Origin of the sequence: Erythrobacter oryzae (genome assembly GCF_030271515.1) — a bacterium.
GTDB classification, from domain to species: domain Bacteria; phylum Pseudomonadota; class Alphaproteobacteria; order Sphingomonadales; family Sphingomonadaceae; genus Erythrobacter; species Erythrobacter oryzae.
Window position 1 is genome coordinate 796,618 of the sequence record NZ_JASCXI010000001.1, and the last position, 26,368, is coordinate 822,985.

Consider the following 26,368-nt stretch of genomic DNA (forward strand, 5'->3'; position numbering starts at 1 on the left):
ACCCGCTCAGCACTCCACCAGCGCGAAGCTCATCGCCAGCGTTGCAGCGAGTGCAAGACGCGTCCGGCGCGAGGGCGGGGCCAGCGCGGGACGGGCCGCAGGCCCGGCGGCGGCGCGGACATCGAGGGCCGCCAGCATCGCCAGCTCGCCCATTTCGCGCCGCTCCATGTCGTCCACCATGCCGTGGACATCCTCGGCCAGCAGCTCGGCATCGCCGATCAGCGCCGAGGCGCGGGTGAACTCGCCGCGCGCCAGCGCCTCACGCGCCTCGCCCTGCAGGCGCCGCGCGTGATTTGCCAATTGTCCGACGAAGGCACCGTCGCGGTGCGTCGAATCCGATCCCATGGGAGATAAAGTAACCCGAAACCTCGCCCCGCGACCAGTGCGAAACGCGCAATTCAATCCATGTGCTTGAGGCCGACGCGCAGGTAGTCCCAGCCGGTGATGCAGGTCAGCACCGCCGCGGTCCACAGCGAGACCAGACCGACAAGGTGCACCCAGCTCTGCGCGATCGAGCCGCAGGCCTCGCCCACCGACTGGCACGGCGGTCCGTGCACCGCCCCGCCGAGGATCAGCGCGCCCAATGACACCAGCTGGAAGGTCGTCTTCCACTTGGCGAGCGCCGAGACCGGCACCGAGACCTGGATGCCCCCGAGAAATTCGCGCAGGCCCGACACCGCAATCTCGCGCACCAGAATGACCAGCCCGGCAATCACATGAACATCGCCCGCATAGGGCCCGCGCAGATAGCCCTGCGCGGTCAGCACCAGAATCACCGCCGCGACCATGATCTTGTCGGCTATGGGATCGAGAAAGATGCCGAGCTTCGACACCGTCCCCTGCGCGCGCGCCAGATAGCCGTCGAAGAAATCGGTGATCGCGATGATGCAATAGAGCACGAAACCAATCAGATAGCCCGCGCGCCATTCGGGCCACCACAGGAAGAACGCCAGCAAGGGCACCGCGAAGATGCGGCTGGCAGTAAGGATGTTCGGCAGGCTCGACATAGGTTTCCCCCGCTCCCTCTAGCCGCTTGCGGCGCGGCGCAAAACCCTTTCGCGGATAAAGTCGCGGGGAAGGCGCGCGCCCTGCCCCCGCCCTGCCGCAACGTCATGCGCACTTGTGAAACCGCGCTCCCGCGCTATGTCGCTGGTAACTGACAGGGAAGCCCCAGCGTAAACACGGCATGACCACATCGCTCGAACTCATGGGCAAGCGCCGCTTTGCGCCGCTGTTCCTCACCCAGCTGCTCAATGCGCTCAACGACAATCTCTACAAGAACGCGATGGTGCTGTTCATCGTGTACCAGCTGTATGATTCGCCCGAGATGGAGACGCTGGTCTCGGGCGTCGCCACCGCGCTGTTCGTGATCCCCTTCGTGCTGTTCTCGGCAACCTCGGGACAGCTGGCCGACATGCGCGACAAGACCAGGATCATCCGCTGGATCAAGTTTGCCGAGATCATCATCATGGCGGGCGGCGCGGCCGGGCTGCTGCTTGCAGCGCAAGGCATGATGGTCGAGACGGTGGCGATCCCGCTGATGTTTGCCGCGCTCTTCGCGATGGGCGTCCATTCGACCTTCTTCGGCCCGATCAAATACGCGATCCTCCCGCAGCATCTGGAAGACCACGAAGTGCTCGCCGGCACGGGCCTCGTCGAGGCGGGGACCTATGTGGCGATCCTCACCGGCATGATCCTCGCCGCGGTGCTTTCGGTCGGGCAGAGCACCGTCGCAGTGATCGTGATCGCGCTGGTCGGCTACGGCGTATGCCGCTTCGTCCCCGCCGCCCCGGCGCAGAGCGCTGACGTGACGGTCGAATGGAACCCGCTGCGCGCGTCGAAGTCGCTGATCGCCTTCTCGATGGGCAATCTCGAGCTGCGCTATGCGGTGCTGGCGATCTCCTATTTCTGGGCCATCGCGGCGATCCTCGGCGTGCAGTTCTTTCCGCTCGCCAAGAACGTGCTGCTCGCCGACAAGCAGGTGGCGATGGTGATGCTGGTCGCCTTCTCGGCCGGCATCGCGATCGGATCTGTGGCGATCAACGCGCTCTTGAAGGGCGAGATCTCCGCGCGCCATTCGCCCGTCTCGGTGATCGTGATGGGGCTGCTGCTGATCGGGTTCTACCTCCTGTGCCGGACATGGGACCTGAAACCCGCGGGCGAGCTGTTCACCGTCACCGAATTCCTCGCCCAGCCGCTCGCGTTGGTGATGATTGCCAACCTGCTGCTGATCGCGGTGGCGGGCGGGATGTTCGTGGTGCCGCTCTATGCCTTCCTGACGACCCGCGTGGAAAAGGCCGAAGCCTCGCGCTCGGTGGCGGCGAACAACTTCATTTCCTCGATCTTCATGGCCGTGGGGGCAGGCGTTGCCGGGGTGCTCGGCTTCCTCGGCATCCCGCTCGCCGAGCAATTGCTGCTGAGCCTGGCGCTCTGCCTTGTCTCGGCACAGCTGGCGCGCAAGCTCTACCGGGTGGAGCAGCAGCGGGTGGCCGCTACCGCCTAGCCTGCTGCGTCCTCGGCGAGCGTATGGGCAACGACGGCATTGGCATGGCCGTGGCCGAGCCCTTGCTGCTTGAGCACCTGCACCAGTTCCATGTGCTTCGCAGGCATCGCCGCCCGCACGATCGCCTTCCAGTGCGCGATCGGCTGGCCGTAGGTCTTCTCGATCGAGGGGAAGTAGGACGCCGGGCCCTTGGTCTTCGGCTCATCGCTCATGGCGCAGAATCTCCGGCGGGCAAGGCCCCGGGGCGGCGGGCTAGATGATGAAGGCGAACACCGCGAGCGTCACCGCGACATAGGTGCTGGCGACGCCGCGCACGTCGTCCATCGTCAGGCGCCACAGGCTTTCGGCGGGGATCGGGAAGATGTCGCGCTTTACATGCGGCGGCAGGCTCCGGCGGAACCAGTGGCGGGCGCTCTCATCGGTGAGGACCAGGCTGCGACGCATTGTGCGATTCTCCGAGTGTCAGGAGCACCAGCTTTAAGACTTTCTTAACCATTGAAAACGGTTTGCGGCGGGTGTGTCGCAGCGTGGGACAGGGCGAGTTTGCGCGCGGGCGCTGGCGCGGTTAGAGCCGCCGTCAGACGACGGGAGAGTTTTTGCGATGACCGATTCCACGCACTCTGGAGGAACGAGGGCAGCAGCCGCGCTGCTGGTCGATTGCCTTGCCGTGCAGGGCGCGAGCCGGATCTTCACCGTGCCGGGCGAAAGCTTCCTCGCGGTGCTCGATGCCCTGCCCGACCGGCCGGAGATAGAGGTCGTCACCTGCCGCCAGGAAGGCGGGGTCGCCTTCATGGCCTGTGCCGACGGGGCGATGACCGGCGCGCCGGGGATCGCCTTCGTCACCCGCGGGCCGGGCGCGACCAATGCCAGCATCGGCGTGCATGTCGCGCATCAGGATTCGCAGCCGATGATCCTCTTCGTCGGCGATGTCGCGCGCGGGGCTCAGGGGCGCGAGGGGTTTCAGGAGGTCGATTTCACCGCCTTCTTTGCGCCGATCTGCAAGTGGGCGGCGCGGATCGACGATCCGGCGCGCATCCCCGAATACATCGCCCGCGCCTATGCCACCGCGATCAGCGGGCGGCCCGGGCCGGTGGTGCTGGCTCTCCCTGAGGACATGCTGGTCGAAGAGGTGCCCGCCAGCCTCGCCCCGCGCCCGCAGGCGCTGCGCCCGGCGCAGGCGGTCTGCCCCGATGCGATGCGCGCCCTGTTCGACATGATCGGCGACGCGGCGAGCCCCATCGCGATCATCGGCGGCGCAGGCTGGAACGCCAAGGCGCGCCACTACTTCCAGCAATTCGCGGAAACCATCGGCCTTCCCGTGGCGACTGCCTTCCGCCGTCAGGACGCGATCGCGCCCGATTCGCCGGTCTATGCCGGCAATCTCGGCTACGGGCCGAACCCGCAGCTGGTCGAGCGTGTGAAGAACGCCGATCTCGTCATCGCAGTTGGCGCGCGGCTTGGCGAGGCGACCACCGACGGCTACACCGTCCCCACCCTCGAACACCCCGGCCAGACGCTGGTCCACATCCACCCCGATCCGGAAGAACTCGGCCGCGTCTACCGCACCGATCTGGCGCTGTGCTGCGCCATGGACGAATTCGCCGAGTGCGCGGCGCTGTGGGACCATTCCGACATCATCCCCTTCGATGCGGGCGCCGAGGCCCACGCCCAATGGCTCGCGTGGTCCACCCCCCAGCCCTCCGACGCGGCGATGGACCTTGCGGCCTGCGTCGGGGCGATGCGCGCAATGCTCCCCGCCGACACGGTCATCTGCAACGGCGCGGGGAACTTCGCCGGGTGGTGGCACCGTTACTGGCGCTATGCGGCCTATCCCGGCCAGCTTGCCCCGACCTGCGGCGCGATGGGCTACGGCGTGCCGGCCGCGGTCGCCGCCGCGCTGCGCCTGCCCGAGGCGACGGTGGTCGCCGTGGCGGGTGACGGGGACTTCCTGATGAACGGGCAGGAACTCGCCACCGCCGCGCAATATGGCGCGAACCTCATCGTGGTGGTGGTCGACAACGGCGCCTACGGCACGATCCGCATGCACCAGGAGCGCGAATATCCCGGCCGGGTCTCGGCCACGGCCCTCGCCAATCCCGATTTCGCGATGCTGGGCGCGGCCTACGGGGCGTGGAGCGCGCGGGCGACGACCACCGCGGAGTTCATCGCCGCGCTCGAGGAGGCCAAGGGGCGCAAGGGCATTCGCCTGATCCACGCGCTCACCGATCTCGAGCGCATCGCGGCGAGCGGCGCGACCATCTCGGGCCTGCGCGCGCGGGCGAACCGCACCGCCTGAAACGCGAAAAGGCCGCCCCCCCGATGCGGGGAGCGGCCCTTTCTCGCGTCAACCGCGTGGCCGGTCAGATACGGTCGCCGAGCGCGCCCTTGACCGCACCCTTGACCTTGTCAGCCTTGCCCTCGGCCTCGAGCCTGCGGCCATCGGCGCGGGTGCGCGGATCGTTCGACTGCTGCTTGGCCTCGCCGACCACTTCCTTGACGGCGCCCTTGGCCTTGTCGGTGAATTCACCCATGATAACCTCCTGTGTTAAGCCAATGGATTTATTGGCTTTTCACAGGACTTACGGACCCCGCGCGACTTCGTTCCCCCGATCGGGGCGAACGGTGTCCCCGGCGCGACAGGTAGCTCAGGCCCCCCCCGCCATTTCGCGGATCACCGCCCATTCGGCGGGGGTCACCGCGCATACCGACAGGCGCGAGAGGCGGATCAGCTGCATCTCGGCCAGCCGCGGCTCGGCCTTGATCGCGGCGAGCGTCACAGCCTTCGGGAACTTCTCCTTCGCCTTCAGCTTCACCGCGGCCCACTTGCCGGTCTCGTCGGTGGGATCGCCGATGCCGCTGACGGTGATCTCGGCAATCCCGACAATCTCCAGCCCCTCGCGGCTGTGGTAGAAGAACGCCTCGTCGCCCGGCTGCATCGCCATCAGGTTGTTGCGCGCCAGGTAGTTGCGCACCCCGTCCCACGTCCCCTCGCCCTCGGCGACGAGATCGTCCCAGCTGTATTTGAACGGTTCGGATTTCATCAGCCAGTAGGCCATGCGCGAGAGTGCTCCATGCGGGTGATGCGCCCCGATAGCCGCTCCCCGGCCCCCTCGCCAAGCCCCGCATCTTAACCTGATGTTTAGTGCAATCTGCGATGCATCCCCAATTGCAGGAGGGGGCCAGGCTCGCCGCCCCACCGGAAAAGCGCGAGGCAGGGGGCGACGGTCTTGACGGAGCACGAACCAGACAATCCGCTCGGAGCGGCTGAACGCGACATCATCGCGCTGGGGATTGCCACGGCCTCGATCATCCTGCTGATCGGCACCGGGGGCTCGGTGATGCCGCAGGTTATGAACGTGCTGACCGGCACCGGCGGCGCGCCCAATGTCATCCTCGTCAACGCCCTGCTGCTCAATATCGCGCTGATCATCTTCGGCTGGCGGCGCTACCGCGAATTGACCCGCGAGATCGAGGAACGCCGCCGCGCCGAGGCCCGCGCCCGGCTGCTCGCCGCCACCGATCCGCTCACCGGGTGCCTCAACCGCCGCGCGATGTTCGAGGCGACCGAGGAACTGCGCGCGCGCGCCGCGATCCGCGGCGAGGCAGTCGCCTATTGCATGATCGATCTGGACAATTTCAAGCAGATCAACGACATGCACGGCCACTCCGCGGGCGATGCGGTGCTGGTGATGCTGTGCGAGCGGGTCCGCGCGCTGCTCCCGCGCGAGGCGCGGCTGGCGCGGCTTGGGGGCGACGAATTCGCCTTCGTCATGCCCTTTCCCGCCGGTCACGCCGACCGGGTCGACGATCTCGTCATCCGCCTGTTCGAAAGCCTCGCCCAGCCCTTCCGCATGCCCGAGCTGACGGTCGAGCTCACGCTCTCGATCGGGCTTGCCGCCGATCACGATGCGGACGGCACGATCGGCCTCGTGGTCGATGCCGCCACGCTGATGCACCGCGCGGACATGGCGCTCTACCACGCCAAGAAGCAGGGCCGGAACCGCTACTTCTGGTTCGAGCCGACGATGGAGAGCGAGCTGCGCTTCCGCAACCAGCTCGAAACCGGCATCCGCGGCGGGCTCGCGCGCGGCGAATTCGTGCCCTATTACGAACAGCAGATCGATCTCGACACTGGCGCGCTGGTCGGCTTCGAGATGCTCGCGCGCTGGCGCTCGCCGCAGCTCGGCCTCATCAGCCCCGACATCTTCGTGCCGATCGCCGAGGAGATCGGCCTCATCAACGAGATGTCCGAGCGCCTGATGGAACAGGCCTTCGCCGATGCGCGCGAATGGGACGAGGCGCTGACGCTCTCGGTCAACATCTCGCCGGTGCAGCTGCGCGATCCGTGGTTTGCCCAGCGCATCCTCAAGAAGCTGGTCGCCGCCGGCTTCCCGCCGCAGCGGCTCGAGATCGAGATCACCGAAAGCTGCCTGCACGAGAATATCGGCCTGGTGCGCTCGATGATCATGTCCCTGCGCAACCAGGGCGTGCAGATCGCGCTCGACGATTTCGGCACGGGCTATTCGAGCTTCGAGCAGCTGCGCAACCTGCCCTTCGACCGCATCAAGATCGACCGCAGCTTCGTGTCCGAGCTGAAGGAGCCGGGCAACCGCTCGCGGCTGGTCGAGGCGATCGTCTCATTGGGGCGCGGGCTCGACATGCCGCTCACCGCCGAGGGCGTCGAGGACGAGGATATCCTCAAGGCGCTGAAGGAAATGGGCAAGCTCAAGGCGCAGGGCTATTTCTACGGCCAGCCCGAGGATGCCGAGGCCGTGCGCACGCGGCTGCGGGCGGCGGGCAGGCTGACCGGCGCGGGCGCGGGTGCCGAGGCTGCCCCGGCCCAGCCCGCGGCGGGCGAGGACGCGCAGGCCCGCTACCGCATCGCGCGCCCGTAAGACTGGACGCGGGGACGCCGCGTGCATAGATGCACGCCCAGTGAGCACGACCATTCCCTTCATCAAGATGCACGGGCTCGGCAACGACTTCGTGGTGATCGACGCGCGTGATGCCGCGATCCCGGCGATGACGCCCGCCGTGGCGCGCGCTCTTGGCGACCGGCGCACGGGGGTCGGCTTCGACCAGCTGATCCTGCTCGAGCCGAGCGCGACCCACGATTTCCGCGTGCGCTTCTTCAACGCCGACGGCAGCGAGGCGGGCGCTTGCGGCAATGGCAGCCGCGCGGTGGCGCTGCTCCACGGCGCGCCTGCGATGGTGGAAACGCAAGGGGGCACGCTGCGGCTGGAACCCTTCGAGGGCGGCGCGCGGGTCGACATGGGGAGCCCTCGCTTCGAATGGGATGCGATTCCCCTCGCCTATCCGATGGACACGTTTGCGATGCCGGTCGGATGGGAGAGCCTTGCGGGGCCGATGGCGGTCAATGTCGGCAACCCGCACGTGATCTTCTTCGTCGAGGATGCGGACGCGGTGGAGCTGGATCGCTTGGGGCCGCTGATCGAGCACGACCCGCTGTTCCCCGAGCGCGTCAATGTCAATGTCGCGAGCCTTGCGGGGCCTGACCACCTCAAGCTGCGCGTCTGGGAGCGCGGCGCGGGCCTCACCCGCGCCTGCGGCACCGGGGCGTGTGCCACGGCGGTCGCGGCGGTCCGGCGAGGGCTGGTGAAGAGCCCGGTGCGCGTCACCCTCCCCGGCGGCGACCTCGCGATCGCGTGGGAGCCGGGCAGCACCATCCTGATGAGCGGCCCCGCTGTCGAAAGCTTCCGCGGCAGCTTCCGTTGGGAAGACTATTCTTGAACGCCCCGCAAATCATCAGTCTGGGCTGCCGCATGAACATCGCCGAAAGCGAGCGGATGCGCGCGATGCTGGCGGGCGAGGACAATCTCGTCGTGGTCAATTCCTGCGCGGTCACCGCCGAGGCGCTGCGCCAGACCCGCCAGGCGATCCGCCGTGCGCGCCGCGATCACCCGCAGGCGCGACTGATGGTGACGGGCTGCGCGGCGGAGATTGATCGCGAGAGCATCGGCGCGATGGAGGAGGTGGACGGGCTGGTCGCCAACGCCGCCAAGCTCGATCCGAGGGCGTGGAACGTCCCCGGCGAGGCCCCGCCCCTCGCCCCGGCCCGCACCCGCGCCTTCGTCGCGGTGCAGAACGGCTGCGACCATGCCTGCACCTTCTGCGTCATCCCCCAAGGCCGAGGCGCGAGCCGGTCGTTGACGGTGGCCGAAGTCCTACACGAGATTGAAGCACATCTTGCGGTGGGCGCTAAGGAAGTTGTGCTCACGGGTGTCGATCTTACTAGTTGGGGACATGATCTTGCGGGCTCGCCGCCTTTGGGCACACTCGTTCACACCATCCTGCATGAACTAAGTGAACTAACGCGCCTACGCCTGTCCTCCATGGACGGGGTGGAGATCGATCCGCTGCTGTTTGACCTCCTCGCGCTCGAGCCGCGGGTGATGCCGCACCTCCACCTCAGCCTCCAGCACGGGGCCGACCTGATCCTCAAGCGCATGAAGCGGCGGCACAGCCGCGCCGATGCGGTGGAACTGGTGGGCCGCCTCAAGGCGCTGCGCCCCGACATCGCCGTGGGCGCGGACCTCATCGCCGGCTTCCCGACCGAGGACGAAAGCCACCATCTGGCGAACCTCAGCATCATCGACGAGCTCGACATCGTCCACGCCCATATCTTCCCCTATTCCCCCCGCCCCGGCACCCCCGCCGCGCGGATGCCGCAAGTCGCGCGCGAGGTGGTCAAGGCCCGCGCCGCCGACCTGCGCGCCCGCGCCGCCGCGCGCCGCGCCGCGTGGCTCGCACGCCTTGTGGGCGAAACCCTGCCGGTCCTCGCGGAGAAGGGCGGGACGGGCTATGCCCCCAATTACGCTCCCGTCGCCCTGCCCCCCGGCACGGCGGCAGGCACGATCATCGACGTGACCCCATCGGGCCTCAGGGAGGGCCTGCTCGCATGAGTGAAAAAAGCTGGACGCAGCGCCTGTTCGGGGGCTTCGCCAAGACCTCCGAGCGCCTGAGCGCAAATCTGCCGACCGCGAGCGGCGGCACCGCGAAGCTCGACGACAAGACCCTCGACGAGGTCGAGGATGCGCTGATCCTCTCCGACCTCGGCCCGTCGGCCGCCGCCCGCATCCGGGCGCGGCTTTCGGACAAACGCTTCGGGCTCGAGATCACCAGCCGCGAGCTGAAGGAGGCGGTTGCCGAGGAAATCGCCGCGATCCTGCGGCCCGTCGCCAAGCCGCTCGAGATCACCGCCTTCCCGCGCCCGCAGGTGATCCTCGTGATCGGGGTCAATGGCTCAGGCAAGACCACCACCATCGCCAAGCTCGCGCATCTGTTTCAGGAGGACGACTACGGCGTGCTTCTGGCCGCGGGCGACACCTTCCGCGCTGCCGCCATCGGCCAGCTCGCCACATGGGCGGGCCGCATCGGCGTCGATCTTGTGCGCGGGCCCGAGGGCGGTGATCCGGCGGCGATCGTGTTCGATGCGGTCAAGCAGGCCACCGACACCGGGATCGACGCGCTGATCGTCGACACCGCGGGGCGCCTCCAGAACAAGAAGGAGCTGATGGAAGAGCTGGCAAAAATCCGCCGCGTTCTCGGGCGCTTGAACCCCGAGGCACCGCATGACGTGGTGCTTGTGCTCGACGCGACCAACGGCCAGAACGCGCTCAGCCAGATCGATGTCTTCAAGGAAGTCGCGGGCGTCACCGGCCTCATCATGACCAAGCTTGACGGCACCGCGCGCGGCGGGGTGCTGGTCGCGGCCGCCGAGCAATATGGCCTCCCCATCCACGCCATCGGCGTCGGCGAGAAGATGGAGGACCTGCGCCCCTTCGACCCCGACCTCGTCGCGCGCGTGATCGCGGGGGTGGCGTGATGGCCGAGGGCGAAGGCAAGAAGGCCGCCTCGAGCTGGCTCGGCGTCGCGGTCGATTACGGCCCGCTGCTGGTGTTCCTCGGCGTCTACCGCTGGATGTCGCCCAAGGAGACCAGCGCGGCGGGCGAGATCATCGCCATCATCTATGGCACCGGCGCCTTCATGGCGGCCTCGGTGGTTGCGCTGCTGGTGTCGAAATGGCGGCTCGGCAAGGTCTCGCCGATGCTGTGGTTCTCGACCGCGCTGATCATGGGCTTCGGCAGCCTCACGATCTTCTTCGGCGATCCGACCTTCGTGCAGCTCAAGCCCACGATCATCTATGCGAGCTTCGGCGTGATCCTGCTGGGCGGCTTTCTCATGGGCCGCGCGATGCTGAAAATCCTGCTCGAAGCCGCCTTCGAGGGGCTGTCCGACGAGGGCTGGCTCAAGCTGTCGCGCAACTGGGGGGTGTTCTTCCTCGTCCTTGCGGTTCTAAACGAGGTGCTGCGCGCGCAGATGGACTTCGAGGGCTGGCTGTGGGCCAAGATCTGGGTGTTCCTGCCGCTGACCTTCCTCTTCACCTTCAGCCAGATCCCGCTGCTGATGAAGCACGGCCTCAGCTTCGAGGATGCCGAGGACGAGGCGCTCAAGGACGAGCCGCCGACGGGCGGTTAGATTTCCACCTGGCTCCCCAGCTCGACCACGCGGTTGGTTGGCAGGCGGAAGAACTCCATCGCGCTCGCCGCGTTGCGCAGCATCCACGCGAACAGCTTCTCGCGCCAGATCGCCATGCCGGGCTTGGCCGAGGCCAGCAGGGTCTGGCGCGACAGGAAGAAGCTCGTCTGCATCATGTCGAAGGCGCCGTCGCACAGGTCGAGCGTGCTCAGCAGGCGGGGCACGTCTGTCTCCTCGAGGAAGCCGCAATAGATCGTCACGCGGTAGAACCCGTTGCCGAGGCTCTTGCACTCGTAGCGGTTCTCCTCCGGAACATAAGGCATGCCCTTCACCTGCACGGTGAGGATCAGCACGCGCTCGTGCAGCACCTTGTTGTGCTTGATGTTGTGGAGCAGCGCGCTCGGCACCCCCGAATTGGTCGAGGCCATGAACACCGCCGTCCCCGGCACGCGGGTGGAGGAATTGTGCGCGCTCTTGGCGAAGATCTCGATCGGCAGCGAGCCTTCGGCCATGCTCGCGCGCATCAGCTCGCGGCCCTTGGACCAGGTTGTGAGCAGGGTGAAGATCACCCCGCCGATCATCAGCGGCACCCACCCGCCCTGCGGCACCTTGATGAGGTTCGCACCGAAATAGGCGATGTCGACCACAAGGAAGGCGATCACCAGCGGCAGGCCCTTCCACAGCGGCCACTTCCACAGGCTGAAGAGCACGGCGGCAAGCAGCAGCGTGTCGATGAACATCGCGCCGGTCACCGCGATGCCGTAGGCCGCGGCAAGGTTGCTCGAGGACTGGAAGAACAGCACCAGCAGGATCACCATCACCATCAGCGCCCAGTTGATCACCGGGATGTAGATCTGCCCGGCGGCGGCAGCGCTGGTGTGGCGGATCTCCATGCGCGGGATGAAGCCCAGCTGGATCGCCTGCTGGGTGAGGCTGAAGGCGCCCGAGATCACTGCCTGGCTGGCGATGATCGTCGCGAACAGCGCGAGAATGATCACCGGCACGCGCACCATGTCGGGGATCATCAGGAAGAACGGGTCCTTGATCAGCGCGGCCGCCTCGGCGGGCGAGGACTGCGAGAGGATCAGCGCGCCCTGGCCCATGTAGTTGAGCATCAGCGCGGGGTAGACGAAGGTCAGCCACGAGATGCTGATCGGCTTCCGGCCAAAGTGCCCCATGTCGGCATAGAGCGCCTCGGCCCCCGTCACCGCCAGCACCACGGAGCCCAGCGCGACGAAGGCGACGAAGCCGTCGGTGGCGAAGAACTTGAGCGCGTTGAGCGGATTGATCGTCGCGAGGATGATCGAGGGGTCGGCGGAAAGGTGCATCACGCCGAGCACCGCGAGCATCGCGAAATAGGTCAGCATGATGGGGCCGAACAGCTTGCCCACCCGGTCGGTCCCGCGCGACTGGATCGCGAAGAGGCCGAACAGGATCGCGATCGCGGTCGGCACGATCCACGGCTTGAAGCCGGGGACGATGTACTGGAGCCCCTCGGTCGCCGAGAGCACCGACATCGCCGGGGTGATCATCGAGTCGCCGTAGAACAGCGCGGTCGCAAAGACGCCGAGCAGGATCAGCGGGGCGGTCCAGGTCTTGGTCCGCGCGGTGCGCTTGATCAGCGCCAGCAGCGCCAGGCTCCCGCCCTCGCCGCCATTGTCGGCGCGCATGATGGTGAAGGCATATTTCACCGTCACCACCATCATCATCGACCAGAAGACGAGGCTCAGCACCCCGTGGATGTGATCGACGTCGGGCGAGATGCCGGGCGCACCGTGGTGCGAGGCGAAGGTCTCGCGGAAGGCGTAGAGCGGGCTCGTCCCGATGTCGCCGAACACCACCCCGATCGCTCCGATCGCCAGCGCGAGAGGAGAGCCGGTATGGCCGTGGCCATGGCCATGGTCGGACCCGGAGGCGGCACCGGCGGTGTCGTTGGCGGAGGTGGCTGCGGTGCTGCTCATAAAAACCGGATTTCCCGTATCCCCCCGGTACTGCCCAAGCGGTGCGTCAGACTCGCCCGCCACAAGGCGGCGCGCCTAGCACTGTGCTTTCGCAGCCGCAATACGGCCCCGCCATTTGACACATGCCGGTCTCGGGCGGTCCGTCATTGCCCTTGCAGCATCGGCGCGCGCGCGATCATGTCGTCGAGCCGGGCGACATCCGCCGCCAGCCCCTCGCGCCACGGCGCATCGGGGGGCGAACGCTCGAGCAGCCCCTTCCAGACATTGCGTGCCGCGACCACCTCGCCGCTCTGAAGATAGGCATTGCCGAGGAAATAGGCCGCACCGGGGTGCTTGGGATTGATCGCATCGGCGCGGGCGAAGGCCTGCACCGCAGCCGGAGTCACGAAGCCGTCGGCATGGCCGACCAGCGCGAGGCCCAGTGCGAGCCAGCCTTCGAGGTCGTTCGGATTGTCCTTCAGCCCCTTCTGCAGCAGCCCCGCCGCATCGCCGAAGCGGCCCTGGCGGGCGAAGGCATCGGAGGTGATGAGGTAATCGGGCGCGCGGCTTTCGTCGAACAGCGCCGCGCGGCCCTCGACCATCTCGTCACCCTGATCGCCCAGCTGCGCGCCGGCCGCCTTGGGCGCGGAAGCAACGCCGGGCGAGCCCTGCCAGGCATAGCCCGCCAGCCCGAACACCAGCACCGCGCCGAACAGCGTGAGGCCATGGCGCGGCAGCTTGAGCACCAGCACGGCAAAGGCAAAGGCCGCCAGTGTCAGCGCGAGCACCGCGAGCCATGCTCCGATCATTTCGCCGTTCATGCCTTGGCCTCCGCCTCGCCGCCGTCCGAACGCCGCTTGCCGAGCCGCCGCAGCAGCACGCCTGCGACGATCAGGATCACCAGCACCGGAATGGCAAACAGCGGCCAGGTGGTGCTGCTCACCTCGGGCTCATAGCTGACATAGTCGCCATAGCGCGCGATCAGCCAGCGGCGGATCTGGTCGGGGCTCTCGCCCGCGAGGATGCGCGCGCGGACCTGATGGCGCATATCGCCCGCCATCGGCGCGTCGCTGTCGGCGATCGACTGCGACTGGCACTTCAGACAGCGCAGCGTGTGCATCAGCGCCGAGGCCTTGGCTTCGAGCGCAGGGTCTTCGAGCTGGTTATAGGCATAGGGCGCGGGCGGCATCGAATCCTGAGCGGCAAGCGGCACCGCGAGTAGCGCCAGCAGCGCGGCAAACACCCAGCGGATCATTGCGCCTCCTCCAGTTCCCTGAGCAGCACCGGCACATCCTCGGGCCGGATATCGCCGATATGCTGGTGGCGGATCACGCCTTTGCTATCGATCACGAAGGTCTCGGGCACGCCCGAGGAGCCGATGGCGAGCTGCACTTCGCTGATCTTGTCGCTGCCGATGCGGGTGTAGGGGTTGCCGTATCTGTTGAGGAAATTGGCGACGTCGGCAGGCTTGTCGCGGATTGCGATGCCGATGATCTCGACCCCCTGCTGTTTCAGCACTTCCAGCTGCGGGGCCTCAGCGATGCAGGGCAGGCACCAGCTGGCCCAGATGTTAAGCAGCTTGGGCTTGCCGCTGAAGTCCGCCTTGGATGCGCCCGGCAGGCCGTCGAAGGCCGGATCGAGCGCGAAGGCCGGGAGCGGCTGGCCGATCATCGTGCTCTCGACGAACTGGTCCTTCTCCTGCGTCAGCATATAGGCCGCCAGCCCCGCGAAGAAGGCGAACAGCGCGAGCGGCAGCCACAGGGTGAGCTTGCGCATCGCGGGCTACTCCGCCGGCTGGGGCGCAGCCGGCCCGAGCGCTTCGACATCGGCGCGGCGCTGGGCGCCCTTGGTGCTGGCCGCGCGGCGCTTCAAATCGACCCGCATCCGCCCGACGATCGAGAGGATGCCGCCAAAGCCGATCAGGAGGCCCCCATACCAGATGAAGGTGACAAACGGCTTCCACCAGATGCGAACCTGCCAGCGCCCGTCCTCGGCCTGGTTGCCGATCACGGCGTAGAGCTGGCCGTTCCACTTGGTGAGCAGCGCGCTCTCCGAGGTCGATTGCGGGGGCGACCAGAAGCTGCGGGCTTGTGGGGTGAGAATCACCGGCGCGCCGCCGTCCTGCGACACCGCAAGCCGCGCTTCCATTGCCGTCCAGTTGGGGCCGGCGATGGGCGTCACGGCCTCGAGCGTTACCGCGAAGTCGCCGATCTGCTCGGTCCCGCCCGGGGCGACCGCGGCGAGGCGCTCTTCGGAGAAGGCCCCCTCGCAGGCCATGCCGAACAGCGAGACCGCGATGCCGAAATGGGCGAGGACCATGCCCCAGGTCGCGACCGGAACGCGCTTGAGGCTGCGTCCGCGCAGGGGCAGGAAGGCCGCGACCGCGAGCGCTGCGGCGAGCCCGAGGCCGAGCAGCGGCAGCAGCGGGAACTGGCCGAAGAAGCTCACCAGCGCGATCATCCCGATCACCAGCGCGGCGATCAGCATCAGCTCGAACTGGATACGGGCGGGCTTGTCGCTCTTCCAGCGCAAGAGGGGCCCGACCGCCATCACCAGCAGCATCGGGATCGCGAAGATCGCGCCCGCCGGGTTGAAATAGGGCGGGCCGACGCTGACACGCACGTCGAAGGCCTCGGTCAGCAGCGGGTAGAGCGTGCCCAGCAGCACGATCGCGAGGATCGCCGAGAGCATGACGTTGTTGAACACCAGCGCGCCCTCGCGGCTTGTGACGGCGAAGCGCTTGCCCTCTGCCACCGCGCCCGCGCGCAGGGCGAAGATCGTGAAGGCCCCGCCGATGTAGAGCCCGAGCAGGCCAAGGATGAAGGCCCCGCGCTCGGGGTCGACCGCGAAGGCGTGGACGCTGGTCAGCACGCCCGAGCGCACGAGGAAGGTGCCCAGCATCGACATCGAGAAGGCCAGCACGCCGAGCATGATCGTCCACGTCCGCAAGGCATCGCGCGCGGCGAGCACGCTCACCGAATGCATCAGCGCCGTGGCCGCGAGCCAGGGCATCAGCGAGGCGTTCTCGACCGGGTCCCAGAACCACCAGCCGCCCCAGCCGAGCTCGTAATAGGCCCAGTAGGAGCCCGCCGTGATCCCCAGCGTCAGCAGCACCCAGGCGCCGAGCACCCAGGGGCGCATCACGCGGGCGAAGGCCGGGTTGACCTCGCGGGTGAGCAGCGCGCCCATCGCGAGGGAGAAGGCGACCGACAGGCCGACATAGCCCGCGTAAAGCGTCGGCGGGTGGATCGCGAGGCCGATGTCCTGCAAGAGCGGGTTGAGGCCGTTGCCCTCCACCGCGGGCACCGGAAGGCGCTCGAAGGGGTTGGAGGACAGGAGCAGGAAGGCATAGAAGCCCAGCGCCACGAAGCCCTGCACGGCGAGCGTCGCGTGCATGGTGAGCTCGGGCAGGCGGCGCTCGAAGGCGGCGAGCAGGCCTCCGGAGGCCGCCAGCACGCCGACCCACAGCAGCATCGAGCCCTCGTGGTTCCCCCAGGTGCCGGTGAGCTTGTAGATGAAGGGCTTCATCGAATGCGAATTGGTCGCCACCAGCTTCAGCGAGAGGTCGGTGACGGCAAAGGAGCGCAGCAGCATCGCGAAGGCGAGCACCGCGAGGAAGGCCTGCACCACCGCCGCAGGGCGCGCGTAGATCGCGAGCGGATTGGTCTCGCCCGGGCCAGCGCGCAGGGCAGCGGCGCCCGAGATCATCTGGAGCACGGCGAGCGCCGCAGCGAGCCACAGGGCGGCAAGGCCAATCTCGGCAATCATCGCTTGGCCCTCACCCCTCGCATGTCCGCTACTTCAGTCCCACCGTTGTGCCTTCCGCCATCTTGGCGGCGTCCTCGGTGCCCATGCCCTCGAGCTCCTTGGGCACGTAATTCTCGTCGTGCTTGGCGAGCAGGTTGGTCGCCTTGAACACGCCGTCGGGGCCGAGGCTGCCTTCCGCGACCACGCCCGAGCCCTCGACGAAGAGGTCGGGCAGGATGCCGCTGTAGCGCACCGGGATCGCGTCGGCCGAGTTGCCGGTGACCTTGAAGTTGACCGTCACCCCGTCCGCCTCGGTGACCAGCGAGCCCTTCTGCACCATCCCGCCGAGGCGCACGGCCTGACCCACCGAGGGCGGGTCAGACGCCATCTGCTCGGGTAAGTAGAAATAATTCGCCTGATTGCGCAGGGACCACGCCGCCAGCAGCCCCGCGCCGACAATCGCGAGGAGCGCGATGATCACCAGAACCAGACGTTGATGCTTGGCCTTCATATGTCCCTCTCAGCGCCGCCGCGTCGCGTCACGCCGCGCCTCGGCGCGCACCATCGCGCGCCACGCCCAGATGACAAGTGCGACGAGTGCAACACCTGCGACGCCGTAAGCCAGCCACACGAAGTCCCACTGGTCGAGCGCCTCGCGCATCAGGCCTGCTCCGCCAGCGCTGCGGCGGGCGCCGCGTCATCGTCGAGCGCGCGGCGGCGCAGGCGCGCCTCGACCTGCTGCTCGGCGATCAGCGCGCGCATCCGCATCAGCACGATCGCGCCGAACAGCAGCGAGAAGCCCACCACCGCCACCAGCAGCGGGACGAGGAAGGTCGCTTCGATCGCGCTCTTGCCCGCGGTGATGCTCGGCGGCTGGTGGAGCGAGTTCCACCACACCACTGAGCGGTTGATGATCGGCACATTGACCGCGCCGACCATGCCGAAGATCGCGGCGATCTTGGAGGAAGAGCCTTCCTTCTCGGCCGCCTCGGTCAGCGCGATATAGCCCGCATAGAGGAACAGCAGCACCAGCATCGAAGTCAGCCGCCCGTCCCACTCCCACCAGGTGCCCCATGTCGGGCGGCCCCAGATCGAGCCGGTGGCGAGGCACACCGCGCAGAACACCATCCCCGGCACCGCAATGGCGCGCGCGGCGATGGCGGCGAGCGGGTGCTTCCAGATCAGCAGCATGGCAGAGGAAATCGCGATCCCCGCCCAGCCCCCCATGCCGAGCCATGCGGCGGGCACGTGGATGAACAGGATCCGCACCGTCTCGCCCATCAGCCGGTCGGGCGGGACCATGAACAGGCCCCAGCCTACCGCGCCCAGCGACAGCACCAGACCGCTCCAGAACAGGAGCGGCATCAGCCACTTTGCAAGGGCGAGAAATCTTGTGGGGTTTGCGTAGATGTGCATGGGTCAAGCTGTCGGAGCGGCTTGTAGCCTTACACCCGTTCCCGACAAGAGCGCAAATGAGCCCTCGCGCGAATTGTTCCCGCGCGCCTAGCGCTTACCCGCGCCCGATGAGCTTCTGCGCCATCCGGTCGGCAACCACGTCAGCGGTCTCGCCGCTCGCCTTGCTTTCGGCCCAGATCGATTCGAGCCGCCCGGGAATCTGCGCGACCAGCGCGTTGACCTCGGCGATGTCGCCGATGCGGCCCTCGCGGCGGGCGAGATATTCGGTCGCGACCGAGATGATGCCGCCCGCGTTGATGACGTAGTCAGGGGCATAGAGGATGCCGCGCGCGGCGAGCTTCGCGCCGTGCTCCGGGCGCGCCAGCTGGTTGTTCGCCCCGCCCGCGACGATCGCGCAGTCGAGCGCGGCGATGCCGGCATCGTCGAGGATCGCGCCCAGCGCGTTGGGGCTGAAGACATCGCAGGGCGTCGCCATGATCGCGTCGCTCGCCACGGCCACACCGCCGAGTTCCGCCGCTAGGGCTGCGGCACGATCCGCGTTGATGTCGGCGAGGGTCAGCTTCGCGCCGTCCTTCGCCAGCAGCCGGGCCACCCCGCCGCCGACCGAGCCGGTGCCCTGCACCGCGACATGGACGCCCGCGAGGCTGTCCTTGCCCAGCTGGTGCGCCACCGCCTGCTTGATGCCGAGATAGATCCCGTAAGCCGTGAACGGCCCCGGATCGCCGCCCGCCGAGCCCGCGCCCTCGACCGGAAGGCCCGAGACATGGGCGGTGCGCTTGGAGACCGCGACCATGTCGGCCTCGGAAATGCCCACGTCTTCCGCCGTCACGTAACGTCCGCCGAGGGCCTCGACCGCATCGCCGAAAGCCGCGAGCATCTCGGGGGTCTTGATGCGCTGCTCGTCGGCAAGGATCACGGCCTTGCCGCCGCCCATCGGCAGGCCCGCCATCGCGTTCTTGTAGCTCATCCCGCGCGACAGGCGCAGCGCATCGCGCATCGCGCCCGCGGGGTCGTTGTAATGCCAGAAGCGCGTCCCGCCCGCCGAGGGGCCGAGGTGGGTCGAATGCACCGCAATGATCGCCGTCAGCCCGCTCGCCCGGTCGTGGACCAGCGTCACGCTCTCGTGCGCGTCGAAATCGGGCTCGGCCCAGAATGCGGTCATGTCGTCTCCCCTGCCGCGCGGGGGAAGCCCGGCGCGGACGTGCCGTTCACGCATTCAGGGGGAAAATGGGGCGACCAATGGGGCTCGAACCCACGACCTCCGGTACCACAAACCGGCGCTCTAACCAGCTGAGCTATGATCGCCACACGCCCCTGCTCGCATACCACCATTTCGGTCGCTGCCAAGCCCGCGCGAGGGGTGGCGGTTGACGCATGGCAGCCGCACCGTCAAGTGCCGCGGCAAAGGAGGCGCGCCTCTTGCACAAAGCCTGCCCCAAGGGAAGCGAAAAACGCGCGAGGGGCATGCGCGCGCAAGATTGTTACGCGGACCCAAAAGCGTTGCCTGTGGGCCTCGCGCTTCTATTGTCCGCCCCGCCATGACGACCTTCAGCGATTCTGTCGCCGACCGCCTCGCCGCGCAAGCTGCCATGCAGCGCGTGCCCACGCCGAAAGCCGCGGTGTTCCAGCACCGGCGATTCGTGCCTGCGGACCTCGCCGCCGAGCTGATCGCGCTGATCGACAGGGACCGCCGCCCCTCGACCATCGCCGACGACAACGGCGATGCCTATTTCCGCACCAGCGAGACTTGTGACCTCGCCGCCGATCTGCCCGCGGTGCAGCGGATCGAGGCGCTGCTGACCGACCTGTCGGGCATCGACCCGGCCTATGGCGAGCCGCTCCAAGGCCAGCGCTATGCCGAGGGGCAGGAGTTCAAGCCCCACACCGACTACTTCACCCCCGGCGGGCGCGACTTCCAGAAATATTGCGCCCTGTCGGGCAACCGGACGTGGACCTTCATGGTCTATCTGAACGATGTCGCGGCGGGGGGAGCCACGCGTTTCAAGGCGCTCGACAAGACCTTTCAGCCCGAGGCGGGAAAATTGCTGTGCTGGAACAACCGCTTGCCCGATGGCGCGGTAAATCCGGCAACGCTCCACCACGGGATGAAGGTGAGGAAGGGGGTCAAATACGTCATCACCAAGTGGTACCGCGAGCGGGTCTGGCAGGGCTAGAATCGAAAAAGGCGAGCCCGTCGGCCCGCCTCCCTCGTTGCAGGCCGAAACCTGCGCAGCTTGTGATGCAAGCTTATTTGTTCTTGAGGCTGAGCCCGCCGAAACGCTTGTTGAACTGGGCAACGCGGCCGCCTTCGGAGACCTGCTGCTTGCCGCCGGTCCAGGCGGGGTGGCTCAGCGGATCGATGTCGAGCGCGAGCACATCGCCTTCCTTGCCCCAGGTCGAGCGGGTCTGGAATTCGGTGCCATCGGTCATCTTGACCGTGATCATGTGGTAATCGGGGTGACCTTCGGCCTTCATGACGGTATCCTTTGCAGCGTGGCGCCGGTTCCGACCGGCACAGCTATGAATGGGAAGCGGCGCGCCTAGTCGGGTTTGCCTTGAAAGGCAAGCCCGCCTGCGGAGTCTTTGTGCTGCGCACGCCATCCGGCGTGCGAAATCCTCGCTCACGCGGCCTAAAGGCCGCATCGCTGCGGGCGGCCGGTCGGCCTTGCGGTCGCTGTGCGACCGATCGCGGTGCCGCCGGGGAAATGCAACCGCCGTGATGCGAGAATGCGCTTTCCTACACGGGACCCGAGGCATAAGACCGATTCTCGCTCTTTGACCCCGTGATTGCACCCTGCCCCGACTGATCGAGAGAGGCGATCAAATCCCTCGCATTGATCGAGCGGATTTCGGCCTCTGGACAGTGTCTCATGTGTCTCCAACAGGGACGCAGGTGCCAGTCCCTCCCCGTCCTGCAAGGATGGGGAGGCAGCATCGCGCAGCGATGTCGGAGGGGTCCGGGCGGCCTGAGGATCACCCCTCCGTCAGCCGCCTGCGGCGTCTGCCACCTCCCCATTCGCGGCGCGAACGGGGAGGGACTGTAAGCTGTTCCGCCTCAGGCCGAGGGCGGATCGGTCATCATGGCGGTGAACTCGACCTCGCAGGTCACCTTGCCCTCGACGCTGGCGATGCCCTTGAACTTGTAGACGCGGCTGCGCTTCTGGGTGAACTCGACGTTGAGATCGAGCAGGCAGCCGGGCGTCACGGGGGCGCGGAACTTGGCGTTCTCGATGCCCATGAAGATGACGAGCTTGCCGGTGCCGGCGAGTTCCATTGTCTCGATCCCGAGGATGCCTGCGGCCTGCGCCAGCGCCTCGATCTGGAGCACGCCGGGCATGATCGGCGCGCCCGGGAAGTGGCCCTGGAAGAACTGCTCGTTCATACTCACGGCCTTGACCGCGTGGATCCGCTCGCCCAGCTCTATGGCCTTGACGCGGTCGACCAGCAGCAGCGGGTAGCGATGCGGCAAGGCCTTGAGGATCTTGACGATATCGTAATCGAGCGGCTCTGCCGCCGCGCTACCCGTGTCGCTCATGGGTCAGCCCTGCCTCAGCGGCCGGCCGGCGCGGCCGGGTTGCCCTGCTGCGCCGCGGCGGCCTGCTGCTGCTGCTGCTGCGCGATGCTGGCCTGGATCAGGCGCTGCTGGATCTCCTGATAGACCTGGATGCCCTCGCGGCTCGGCTGCCAGCCCGACGGCGGCACCACGCCGACCGCGGGCACGCGGGTGTTGAGCGCGGCGGTGACCTTGGCGGTGATGTCGGCCTCGGGCGGGGCGAACAGCAGGGTGCTCGGATCGATCACGAACTTGATCTGGTCCTTGGTGGTCACGTCCTGCAGCGCCGAGGGGTACTGCATGATGATCTGCTCGACCGCGAAGACGCGCGCGCCGTCGATCTGGTTGTTGAGCCCGGCGATCTCCTGCTCGAGGGTCTGGAGCTTGGCGAAGTCGGGCGACTTCTGCATCGCGGCCTGCTCGGTCTCGTCGACCTGCTTGTCGCCGTTCTTGTCGAACTTGGCGAGCATGGTCTGGCGCTCCTGCGCCTTGGTGCGGCGCAGCTCGTTCTGCTGGGCGTAGGTGGTGTTGACCTGCTCGTAGGCGGTCTGGAAGGCGGTGGTGCCGATGATGGTGCGCGGGATGTCGACCGTGGCCATGTTGCCCTGGACCTGGGCGCTGGCAGGCAGCGCGGCGGCAGCGGCGAGGATCAGCCCGGTGGGCGCAAGGAGCTTGGAGATACGGGTCATCAGAATTGGGTTCCTACGTTGAAGGTGAAGCGCCGCTCGTCGTCACCCTCGACCTTGCGGATGGTCTGGGCGAAGTCGATGCGGAAAGGTCCGAAGGGCGAGTTCCAGTTGACCCCGATCCCGGCGGTGATGCGCGGGCTCGGCGAGTTGCCGAGGAACAGTTCGCGGATGTTGGTGCCCGGCACGATCAGGCGGGCATTGACCGTGCCGTCGGGCTGGGTCGCGGCGGTGGTGACCACGCCGGTGGCGACGATCGAGTAGAGCAGCTGGCCATCGGCATTGCGCTGCTGGTTGCCCGCCGGGTTGACGGTCAGCACCGGGGTCTCGACGCCCCACAGCGCGCCGACGTCGGCCCAGATCGAGGGCCTGAGGCCCAGCTCGCGGGCGCCCGAGCCCAGCGGGATCTCGAGCTCGGCGCGGCCGAGGTAGTAGTTGCGCCCGCCGATCGCGTCGTCGCGCACCTGGTTCCGCTGGGTGACGTAGGTCGGATTGCCGTTCGCATCGAGAACCGGCTGGCCGACCGCGTTGAGGATCGACTGCTGGGTGAGGATGCGCGGGCCCACGCCGCGGATCGCGAAGCCGCGGAACTGCGGTTCGCCGAGGAAGAAGCGGTCGGTCAGCAGCACGTCGTCGACCCCGGCGCCCGGGCGATCCTGCAGCGGGATGATCGTCCCGCCCTCGGCGAGGACAGAGAAGATGAAGCCCGAATTGCCGACGTTCCAGAACTGCTGCGCACGCCCGCGGAAGCGCACGTAGCGCACGTCCCCGCCCAGCCCGGCGAACTCGCTCGAGAGCGAAATGGTCTTGCCGCGCGAGGGACGGATGCGCGAGTTCAGCGAGTTGTAGTTGAGGCTGAGGCCCACGATCGAGGACAGCCGCTTGCCGATCGAATCGCACAGGAAGCGGCCCGCGCGCAGCGGATCGCACTCGGTCGTGCCGTCGCCGTTCAGGTCGGAGAAGAACAGGCTCTCGTCGAGGCTGACGTCGTCGTAGTTGAGCGTGTAGCTGCCGATCAGCGCCATGTACTCGGTCAGCGGCACGCCCGCGCGCATCGAGAAGCCGGTGGTGGCCTGCTGGAAGGTCGTGTTGCGATCGTTGCCGGTGAAGTTGAAGCTGTTGAAGTCGCGCCGGTAGATGTCGATCCCGCCGGAGATGTTGCGATCGAAGACGTAAGGATCAGAGAAGCTCACCTGCGCCGAGCGCGAGAACTGCGAGTAGTTGACGCTGAGGCCGATGGTCTGCCCGCGCCCGCGGAAGTTGCGCTGGCGGATCGAGCCCGCGAGAATGAACTGCTCGATCGACGAGAAGCCCGCCGAGAACTGCAATTCCCCGGTCGGCTTTTCCTCGACGTTGGCTTCAAGGATGATGCGGTCGGGCGCGCTGCCTTCGACCTGCTTGACCTCGAAATTCTCCTGGAAATAGGCGAGCGAATTGACGCGCGCATTGGTGCGCTGCACCGCGAGGCTGTTGAAGGCGTCGCCCTCGGCCAGGCGGAACTCGCGGCGCACGACCTTGTCCTGCGTCAGGGTATTGCCGTTGATGTCGACCCGCTCGACGTAGACGCGCGGGGCCTCGCGCAGGATGAAGGTGACATTCATCTTGCGGGTGTCGGGGTCACGCTTGAAGCGCGGCTGGACGTCGGCGAAGGCATAGCCGTAGCGGCCCGCAAGCTCGGTCAGCTGCTCGACCGTGTCCTCGACCGTCTTGGCGTTGTAGAAATCGCCTTCCTTCATCGGCAGCTGGGTGCTCATCACCTCGCTGTCGAAGTCGCGCAGCTGGCTGTCGACCTTGACCTCGCCGAAGTTGTAGCGCTCGCCTTCCTCGACCACGTAGGTGATGATGAAGTCCTTCTGGTCCGGCGTCAGCTCGGCCACCGCCGAGACGACGCGGAAATCGGCATAGCCCTCGGTCAGGTAGAACTGGCGGAGCTTCTGCTGGTCGAAGGCAAGACGGTCGGGGTCGTAGCTGGTGTTCGAGCTGAAGAAGCTGGTGAGGCGCGACTGCTTGGTCACCATCTCGCCGCGCAGCTCGCCGTCGGAGAACTTCTCGTTACCGAGGATGTTGATCTGGCGGACCTTGGACTTGGGGCCCTCGCTGATCTCGAAGACGATGTCGACGCGGTTCTGCGGCAGCTGCACCAGCTTGGGCTCGACCTTGGCGGCGAAGCGACCCTGGCGCTTGTAGAGCTCGATGATGCGCGCCACGTCCGCGCGGACCTTGGAACGGGTGAAGATCTGGCGCGGCGCGAGCTTGATCTCGGGCACGATCTTGTCGTTCTTGAGCCGCTTGTTGCCTTCCAGCACGATGCGGTTGATCACCGGGTTCTCGGTCACGGTGATGACGACATTGCCGTTGTCATTGCGGATCGAGGAATTGGCGAAAAGCTCGGTCGCGCCGAGATCCTTGATCGCCTCGTCGGCCGCGGCGGCGGTGTATTCCTGACCGACGCGCAGACGGACATAGCTGAGGATCGTGGTCGGCTCGAGGCGCTCGGCCCCGACCACGGTGATGGTGCGGATGGTGTTGGCGCGCGGCGCGGGGGCGGGCGCCGGAGCGGGCGCAGGCTGGGCGGCGGGCGCAGCGGGCTGGGGCGCCGGCTGGCTCTGGGCGTCGGCGAGCGTGGGGACGCCGGCAAGGATCGAGCCGCAGGCGAGCAGGCTCGCCAGCCGCAGCGGCGCGCGCTGGCTTGCGGGAGTGCAGTTGACCGGCGTCGCACCCGTCTGGCTCATTCGGTTCATGCAGCTAAAATCCCGTTCTCAACCCTGTGCGCCGCACATCCGAGAGATGTTGCGGCAACCTGCCAGCTTTCCGAATGCGACCCCCTCGTCGCACTGTCCCGCCCTCGAGGACGCCTCTGCCCCATGTGACAATCGCAATCAAGCCGCGCGCGCTGACCTGCCTGCCGTATCCACCGCGCTGTCAGCTGCCGAAGATCGGGAGCGCGATAATGTCATTCACCGTCACCACCGCCATCAACATCAGCACCAGGGCAATTCCCGTGCGATAGGCCCACTCGGTCGCCTGCGGTCCGACCGGCTTCCGGCGGATCGCCTCGGCCGCGTAGAACATCAGGTGCCCGCCATCGAGCGCGGGGATTGGCAAGAAGTTGATGAATGCCAAATTAAGCGAAATGAGCGCGGCAAAGTGGATGAAGGCCGCCGCCCCCATGCTGAGCTGCTCGCCCGAATACTTCGCGATCTTGAGCGGCCCGCCCAGCTCCTTGACCGAGCGCTCGCCGGTGACGATCTGGCGGATGCCGGTGATCATCATGGCGGTGAGGTCCCAGCTCTGCTGGACGCCCAGCGGGATCGCCTGAAGGACGCTCACCTTTTCAATCTCGTACTTGCCGCCGGCAGGCGCGATCCCGATCAGGCCCTCGGTGCTGACATTGCCGAAAGAGTCCTTTCGTTCAGCCCGTGCGGTGGTCAGCGGGATGGCGAGCCGCTCGCCCTCGCGCTCGACGGTGAAGGTCATCCGCTTGCCGGGATGAAGCGCGACGCGGGTCTTGAGATCGGTGAAATCGCGCACCGGCTGCCCGTCGATCGCAAGGATCACATCGCCGGTTTTCATCCCCGCCGCCTCGGCGACGCTGCCTTGCGCGAAGGCGCCGACCGTGCGCGAATCCTCGACGCCCACGATCACCGGCTTGCCGATGATGGCGAAGAAGGCCGCGAAGATGAGAATCGCGAGCAGCAGATTGGTGACCGGCCCCGCCGCGACGATCAGCGCGCGCTTCCACAGGGCGGCGGCCTGGAAGCTGCCTTCCTCCACCGGCGCATGGGGATCGGGAATGCTCGCGGGGTTCATGTCGCCCCGGAACTGCACATAGCCGCCCAGCGGCAGCGCCGAGAGCTTCCAGCGGGTGCCGCGCCTGTCGGTGAAGCCCGCCAGCTCCTTGCCGAAACCGACCGAGAAGGCCTCGGCCTCGACGCCGAACAGACGGCCGACGAGCAGGTGGCCAAGCTCATGCAGGGTGACCAGCGGGCCGAGCAGCAGCACGAAGCCGAGCAGGTACATCCAG

28 protein-coding genes and 1 tRNA gene are annotated in these 26,368 nt (G+C 67.3%); 8 read left to right on the plus strand and 21 right to left on the minus strand.

Going from position 1 to position 26,368, the window contains the following annotated elements; translation table 11 throughout:
• Positions 1-6: 6 nt before the first annotated feature.
• Together PFX90_RS03915 and pgsA are read right to left on the minus strand one after the other, a co-directional pair.
• On the minus strand, positions 7-345 hold the full coding sequence (locus PFX90_RS03915; RefSeq protein ID WP_285710823.1) for a hypothetical protein: 339 nt from the start codon (positions 343-345) through the stop codon (positions 7-9).
• A gap of 53 nt (positions 346-398) precedes the next feature.
• The gene (gene pgsA, locus PFX90_RS03920) at positions 399-1,007 is read right to left on the minus strand and encodes a CDP-diacylglycerol--glycerol-3-phosphate 3-phosphatidyltransferase (RefSeq protein ID WP_285710826.1); all 609 of its coding nucleotides are present in this window, start codon (positions 1,005-1,007) and stop codon (positions 399-401) included.
• Between the two features lie 179 nt (positions 1,008-1,186).
• Between pgsA and PFX90_RS03925 the strand changes: the two genes are divergently transcribed.
• Entirely contained in the window at positions 1,187-2,503 is a 1,317-nt protein-coding gene (locus tag PFX90_RS03925) for an MFS transporter (RefSeq protein WP_285710829.1), read from the plus strand.
• On the opposite strand, the gene PFX90_RS03930 is transcribed toward PFX90_RS03925, so the two are convergent.
• Both PFX90_RS03930 and PFX90_RS03935 read right to left on the minus strand, forming a co-directional pair.
• Positions 2,500-2,715, minus strand: a complete 216-nt coding sequence (locus PFX90_RS03930; RefSeq protein WP_285710831.1) for a DUF4287 domain-containing protein — start codon at positions 2,713-2,715, stop codon at positions 2,500-2,502. The two genes, PFX90_RS03925 and PFX90_RS03930, sit on opposite strands and share 4 nt — an antisense overlap.
• Positions 2,716-2,755: 40 nt before the next feature.
• Positions 2,756-2,947: a hypothetical protein gene (locus tag PFX90_RS03935; protein ID WP_285710832.1), complete on the minus strand. Its 192-nt coding sequence runs from the start codon at positions 2,945-2,947 to the stop codon at positions 2,756-2,758.
• A gap of 157 nt (positions 2,948-3,104) precedes the next feature.
• Between PFX90_RS03935 and PFX90_RS03940 the strand changes: the two genes are divergently transcribed.
• Positions 3,105-4,799, plus strand: coding sequence for a thiamine pyrophosphate-binding protein (locus PFX90_RS03940; protein ID WP_285710834.1), 1,695 nt, complete (start codon positions 3,105-3,107; stop codon positions 4,797-4,799).
• Positions 4,800-4,863: 64 nt separating this feature from the next.
• On the opposite strand, the gene PFX90_RS03945 is transcribed toward PFX90_RS03940, so the two are convergent.
• Positions 4,864-5,034: a CsbD family protein gene (locus PFX90_RS03945; RefSeq protein WP_285710836.1), complete on the minus strand. Its 171-nt coding sequence runs from the start codon at positions 5,032-5,034 to the stop codon at positions 4,864-4,866.
• Positions 5,035-5,148: 114 nt separating this feature from the next.
• Positions 5,149-5,559 carry an EVE domain-containing protein gene (locus tag PFX90_RS03950; RefSeq protein ID WP_285710838.1) on the minus strand — a complete coding sequence of 137 codons (411 nt, stop codon included), beginning with the start codon at positions 5,557-5,559 and terminating at the stop codon, positions 5,149-5,151.
• A gap of 171 nt (positions 5,560-5,730) precedes the next feature.
• Between PFX90_RS03950 and PFX90_RS03955 the strand changes: the two genes are divergently transcribed.
• From PFX90_RS03955 to PFX90_RS03975, 5 genes are all read left to right on the plus strand, one after another.
• A complete protein-coding gene (locus tag PFX90_RS03955) occupies positions 5,731-7,398 on the plus strand; it encodes a putative bifunctional diguanylate cyclase/phosphodiesterase (protein WP_285710844.1) in 1,668 nt (555 codons plus the stop codon).
• A 67-nt stretch (positions 7,399-7,465) separates the two neighbouring features.
• Positions 7,466-8,254 (plus strand): diaminopimelate epimerase, encoded by a 789-nt coding sequence (dapF, locus tag PFX90_RS03960; protein ID WP_285711238.1) that lies wholly within the window; start codon positions 7,466-7,468, stop codon positions 8,252-8,254.
• Entirely contained in the window at positions 8,251-9,426 is a 1,176-nt protein-coding gene (locus PFX90_RS03965) for a MiaB/RimO family radical SAM methylthiotransferase (protein WP_285710848.1), read from the plus strand. Before dapF ends, PFX90_RS03965 begins: the two co-directional genes overlap by 4 nt.
• Positions 9,423-10,349, plus strand: coding sequence for a signal recognition particle-docking protein FtsY (gene ftsY, locus PFX90_RS03970; protein ID WP_285710851.1), 927 nt, complete (start codon positions 9,423-9,425; stop codon positions 10,347-10,349). The genes PFX90_RS03965 and ftsY overlap by 4 nt, the downstream gene beginning before the upstream one ends.
• Complete coding sequence (locus PFX90_RS03975; protein ID WP_285710854.1) at positions 10,349-11,002, plus strand: inner membrane-spanning protein YciB; 654 nt, start codon at positions 10,349-10,351, stop codon at positions 11,000-11,002. Before ftsY ends, PFX90_RS03975 begins: the two co-directional genes overlap by 1 nt.
• Here the strand turns inward: PFX90_RS03975 and PFX90_RS03980 are convergent.
• The 10 genes from PFX90_RS03980 to PFX90_RS04025 all read right to left on the minus strand — a co-directional run bounded on the left by PFX90_RS03980 (position 10,999) and on the right by PFX90_RS04025 (position 19,410).
• A complete protein-coding gene (locus tag PFX90_RS03980; protein WP_285710855.1) occupies positions 10,999-12,963 on the minus strand; it encodes a potassium transporter Kup in 1,965 nt (654 codons plus the stop codon). The genes PFX90_RS03975 and PFX90_RS03980 overlap by 4 nt on opposite strands.
• 143 nt (positions 12,964-13,106) lie before the next feature.
• Entirely contained in the window at positions 13,107-13,763 is a 657-nt protein-coding gene (locus PFX90_RS03985; RefSeq protein WP_285710857.1) for a tetratricopeptide repeat protein, read from the minus strand.
• Complete coding sequence (locus tag PFX90_RS03990) at positions 13,760-14,197, minus strand: cytochrome c-type biogenesis protein (RefSeq protein ID WP_285710862.1); 438 nt, start codon at positions 14,195-14,197, stop codon at positions 13,760-13,762. The genes PFX90_RS03985 and PFX90_RS03990 overlap by 4 nt, the downstream gene beginning before the upstream one ends.
• A complete protein-coding gene (locus PFX90_RS03995) occupies positions 14,194-14,718 on the minus strand; it encodes a DsbE family thiol:disulfide interchange protein (RefSeq protein ID WP_285710865.1) in 525 nt (174 codons plus the stop codon). Before PFX90_RS03995 ends, PFX90_RS03990 begins: the two co-directional genes overlap by 4 nt.
• A 6-nt stretch (positions 14,719-14,724) precedes the next feature.
• A complete protein-coding gene (locus tag PFX90_RS04000) occupies positions 14,725-16,710 on the minus strand; it encodes a heme lyase CcmF/NrfE family subunit (RefSeq protein WP_285710868.1) in 1,986 nt (661 codons plus the stop codon).
• A 28-nt stretch (positions 16,711-16,738) separates the two neighbouring features.
• A complete protein-coding gene (gene ccmE, locus PFX90_RS04005) occupies positions 16,739-17,200 on the minus strand; it encodes a cytochrome c maturation protein CcmE (protein ID WP_285710871.1) in 462 nt (153 codons plus the stop codon).
• Positions 17,201-17,209: 9 nt separating this feature from the next.
• Complete coding sequence (locus PFX90_RS04010; RefSeq protein WP_285710874.1) at positions 17,210-17,350, minus strand: hypothetical protein; 141 nt, start codon at positions 17,348-17,350, stop codon at positions 17,210-17,212.
• Positions 17,350-18,105, minus strand: coding sequence for a heme ABC transporter permease CcmC (gene ccmC / locus PFX90_RS04015; protein ID WP_285710878.1), 756 nt, complete (start codon positions 18,103-18,105; stop codon positions 17,350-17,352). The genes PFX90_RS04010 and ccmC overlap by 1 nt, the downstream gene beginning before the upstream one ends.
• 94 nt (positions 18,106-18,199) lie before the next feature.
• Entirely contained in the window at positions 18,200-19,267 is a 1,068-nt protein-coding gene (locus PFX90_RS04020; protein ID WP_285710881.1) for a Glu/Leu/Phe/Val family dehydrogenase, read from the minus strand.
• 66 nt (positions 19,268-19,333) lie between these two features.
• Positions 19,334-19,410, minus strand: a tRNA-His gene (locus tag PFX90_RS04025).
• 233 nt (positions 19,411-19,643) lie between these two features.
• Between PFX90_RS04025 and PFX90_RS04030 the strand changes: the two genes are divergently transcribed.
• Positions 19,644-20,279, plus strand: coding sequence for a prolyl hydroxylase family protein (locus tag PFX90_RS04030; RefSeq protein WP_285710884.1), 636 nt, complete (start codon positions 19,644-19,646; stop codon positions 20,277-20,279).
• Between the two features lie 73 nt (positions 20,280-20,352).
• On the opposite strand, the gene rpmE is transcribed toward PFX90_RS04030, so the two are convergent.
• The 5 genes from rpmE to rseP all read right to left on the minus strand — a co-directional run bounded on the left by rpmE (position 20,353) and on the right by rseP (position 26,364).
• The gene (rpmE, locus tag PFX90_RS04035; protein ID WP_285710887.1) at positions 20,353-20,580 is read right to left on the minus strand and encodes a 50S ribosomal protein L31; all 228 of its coding nucleotides are present in this window, start codon (positions 20,578-20,580) and stop codon (positions 20,353-20,355) included.
• Positions 20,581-21,160: 580 nt separating this feature from the next.
• Positions 21,161-21,640, minus strand: a complete 480-nt coding sequence (gene fabZ, locus PFX90_RS04040) for a 3-hydroxyacyl-ACP dehydratase FabZ (protein WP_285710890.1) — start codon at positions 21,638-21,640, stop codon at positions 21,161-21,163.
• A gap of 14 nt (positions 21,641-21,654) precedes the next feature.
• On the minus strand, positions 21,655-22,347 hold the full coding sequence (locus PFX90_RS04045; protein WP_285710893.1) for an OmpH/Skp family outer membrane protein: 693 nt from the start codon (positions 22,345-22,347) through the stop codon (positions 21,655-21,657).
• On the minus strand, positions 22,347-25,076 hold the full coding sequence (gene bamA, locus PFX90_RS04050; RefSeq protein ID WP_285711239.1) for an outer membrane protein assembly factor BamA: 2,730 nt from the start codon (positions 25,074-25,076) through the stop codon (positions 22,347-22,349). The genes PFX90_RS04045 and bamA overlap by 1 nt, the downstream gene beginning before the upstream one ends.
• A gap of 190 nt (positions 25,077-25,266) precedes the next feature.
• A complete protein-coding gene (rseP, locus tag PFX90_RS04055; protein WP_285711240.1) occupies positions 25,267-26,364 on the minus strand; it encodes an RIP metalloprotease RseP in 1,098 nt (365 codons plus the stop codon).
• Positions 26,365-26,368 lie beyond the last annotated feature (4 nt).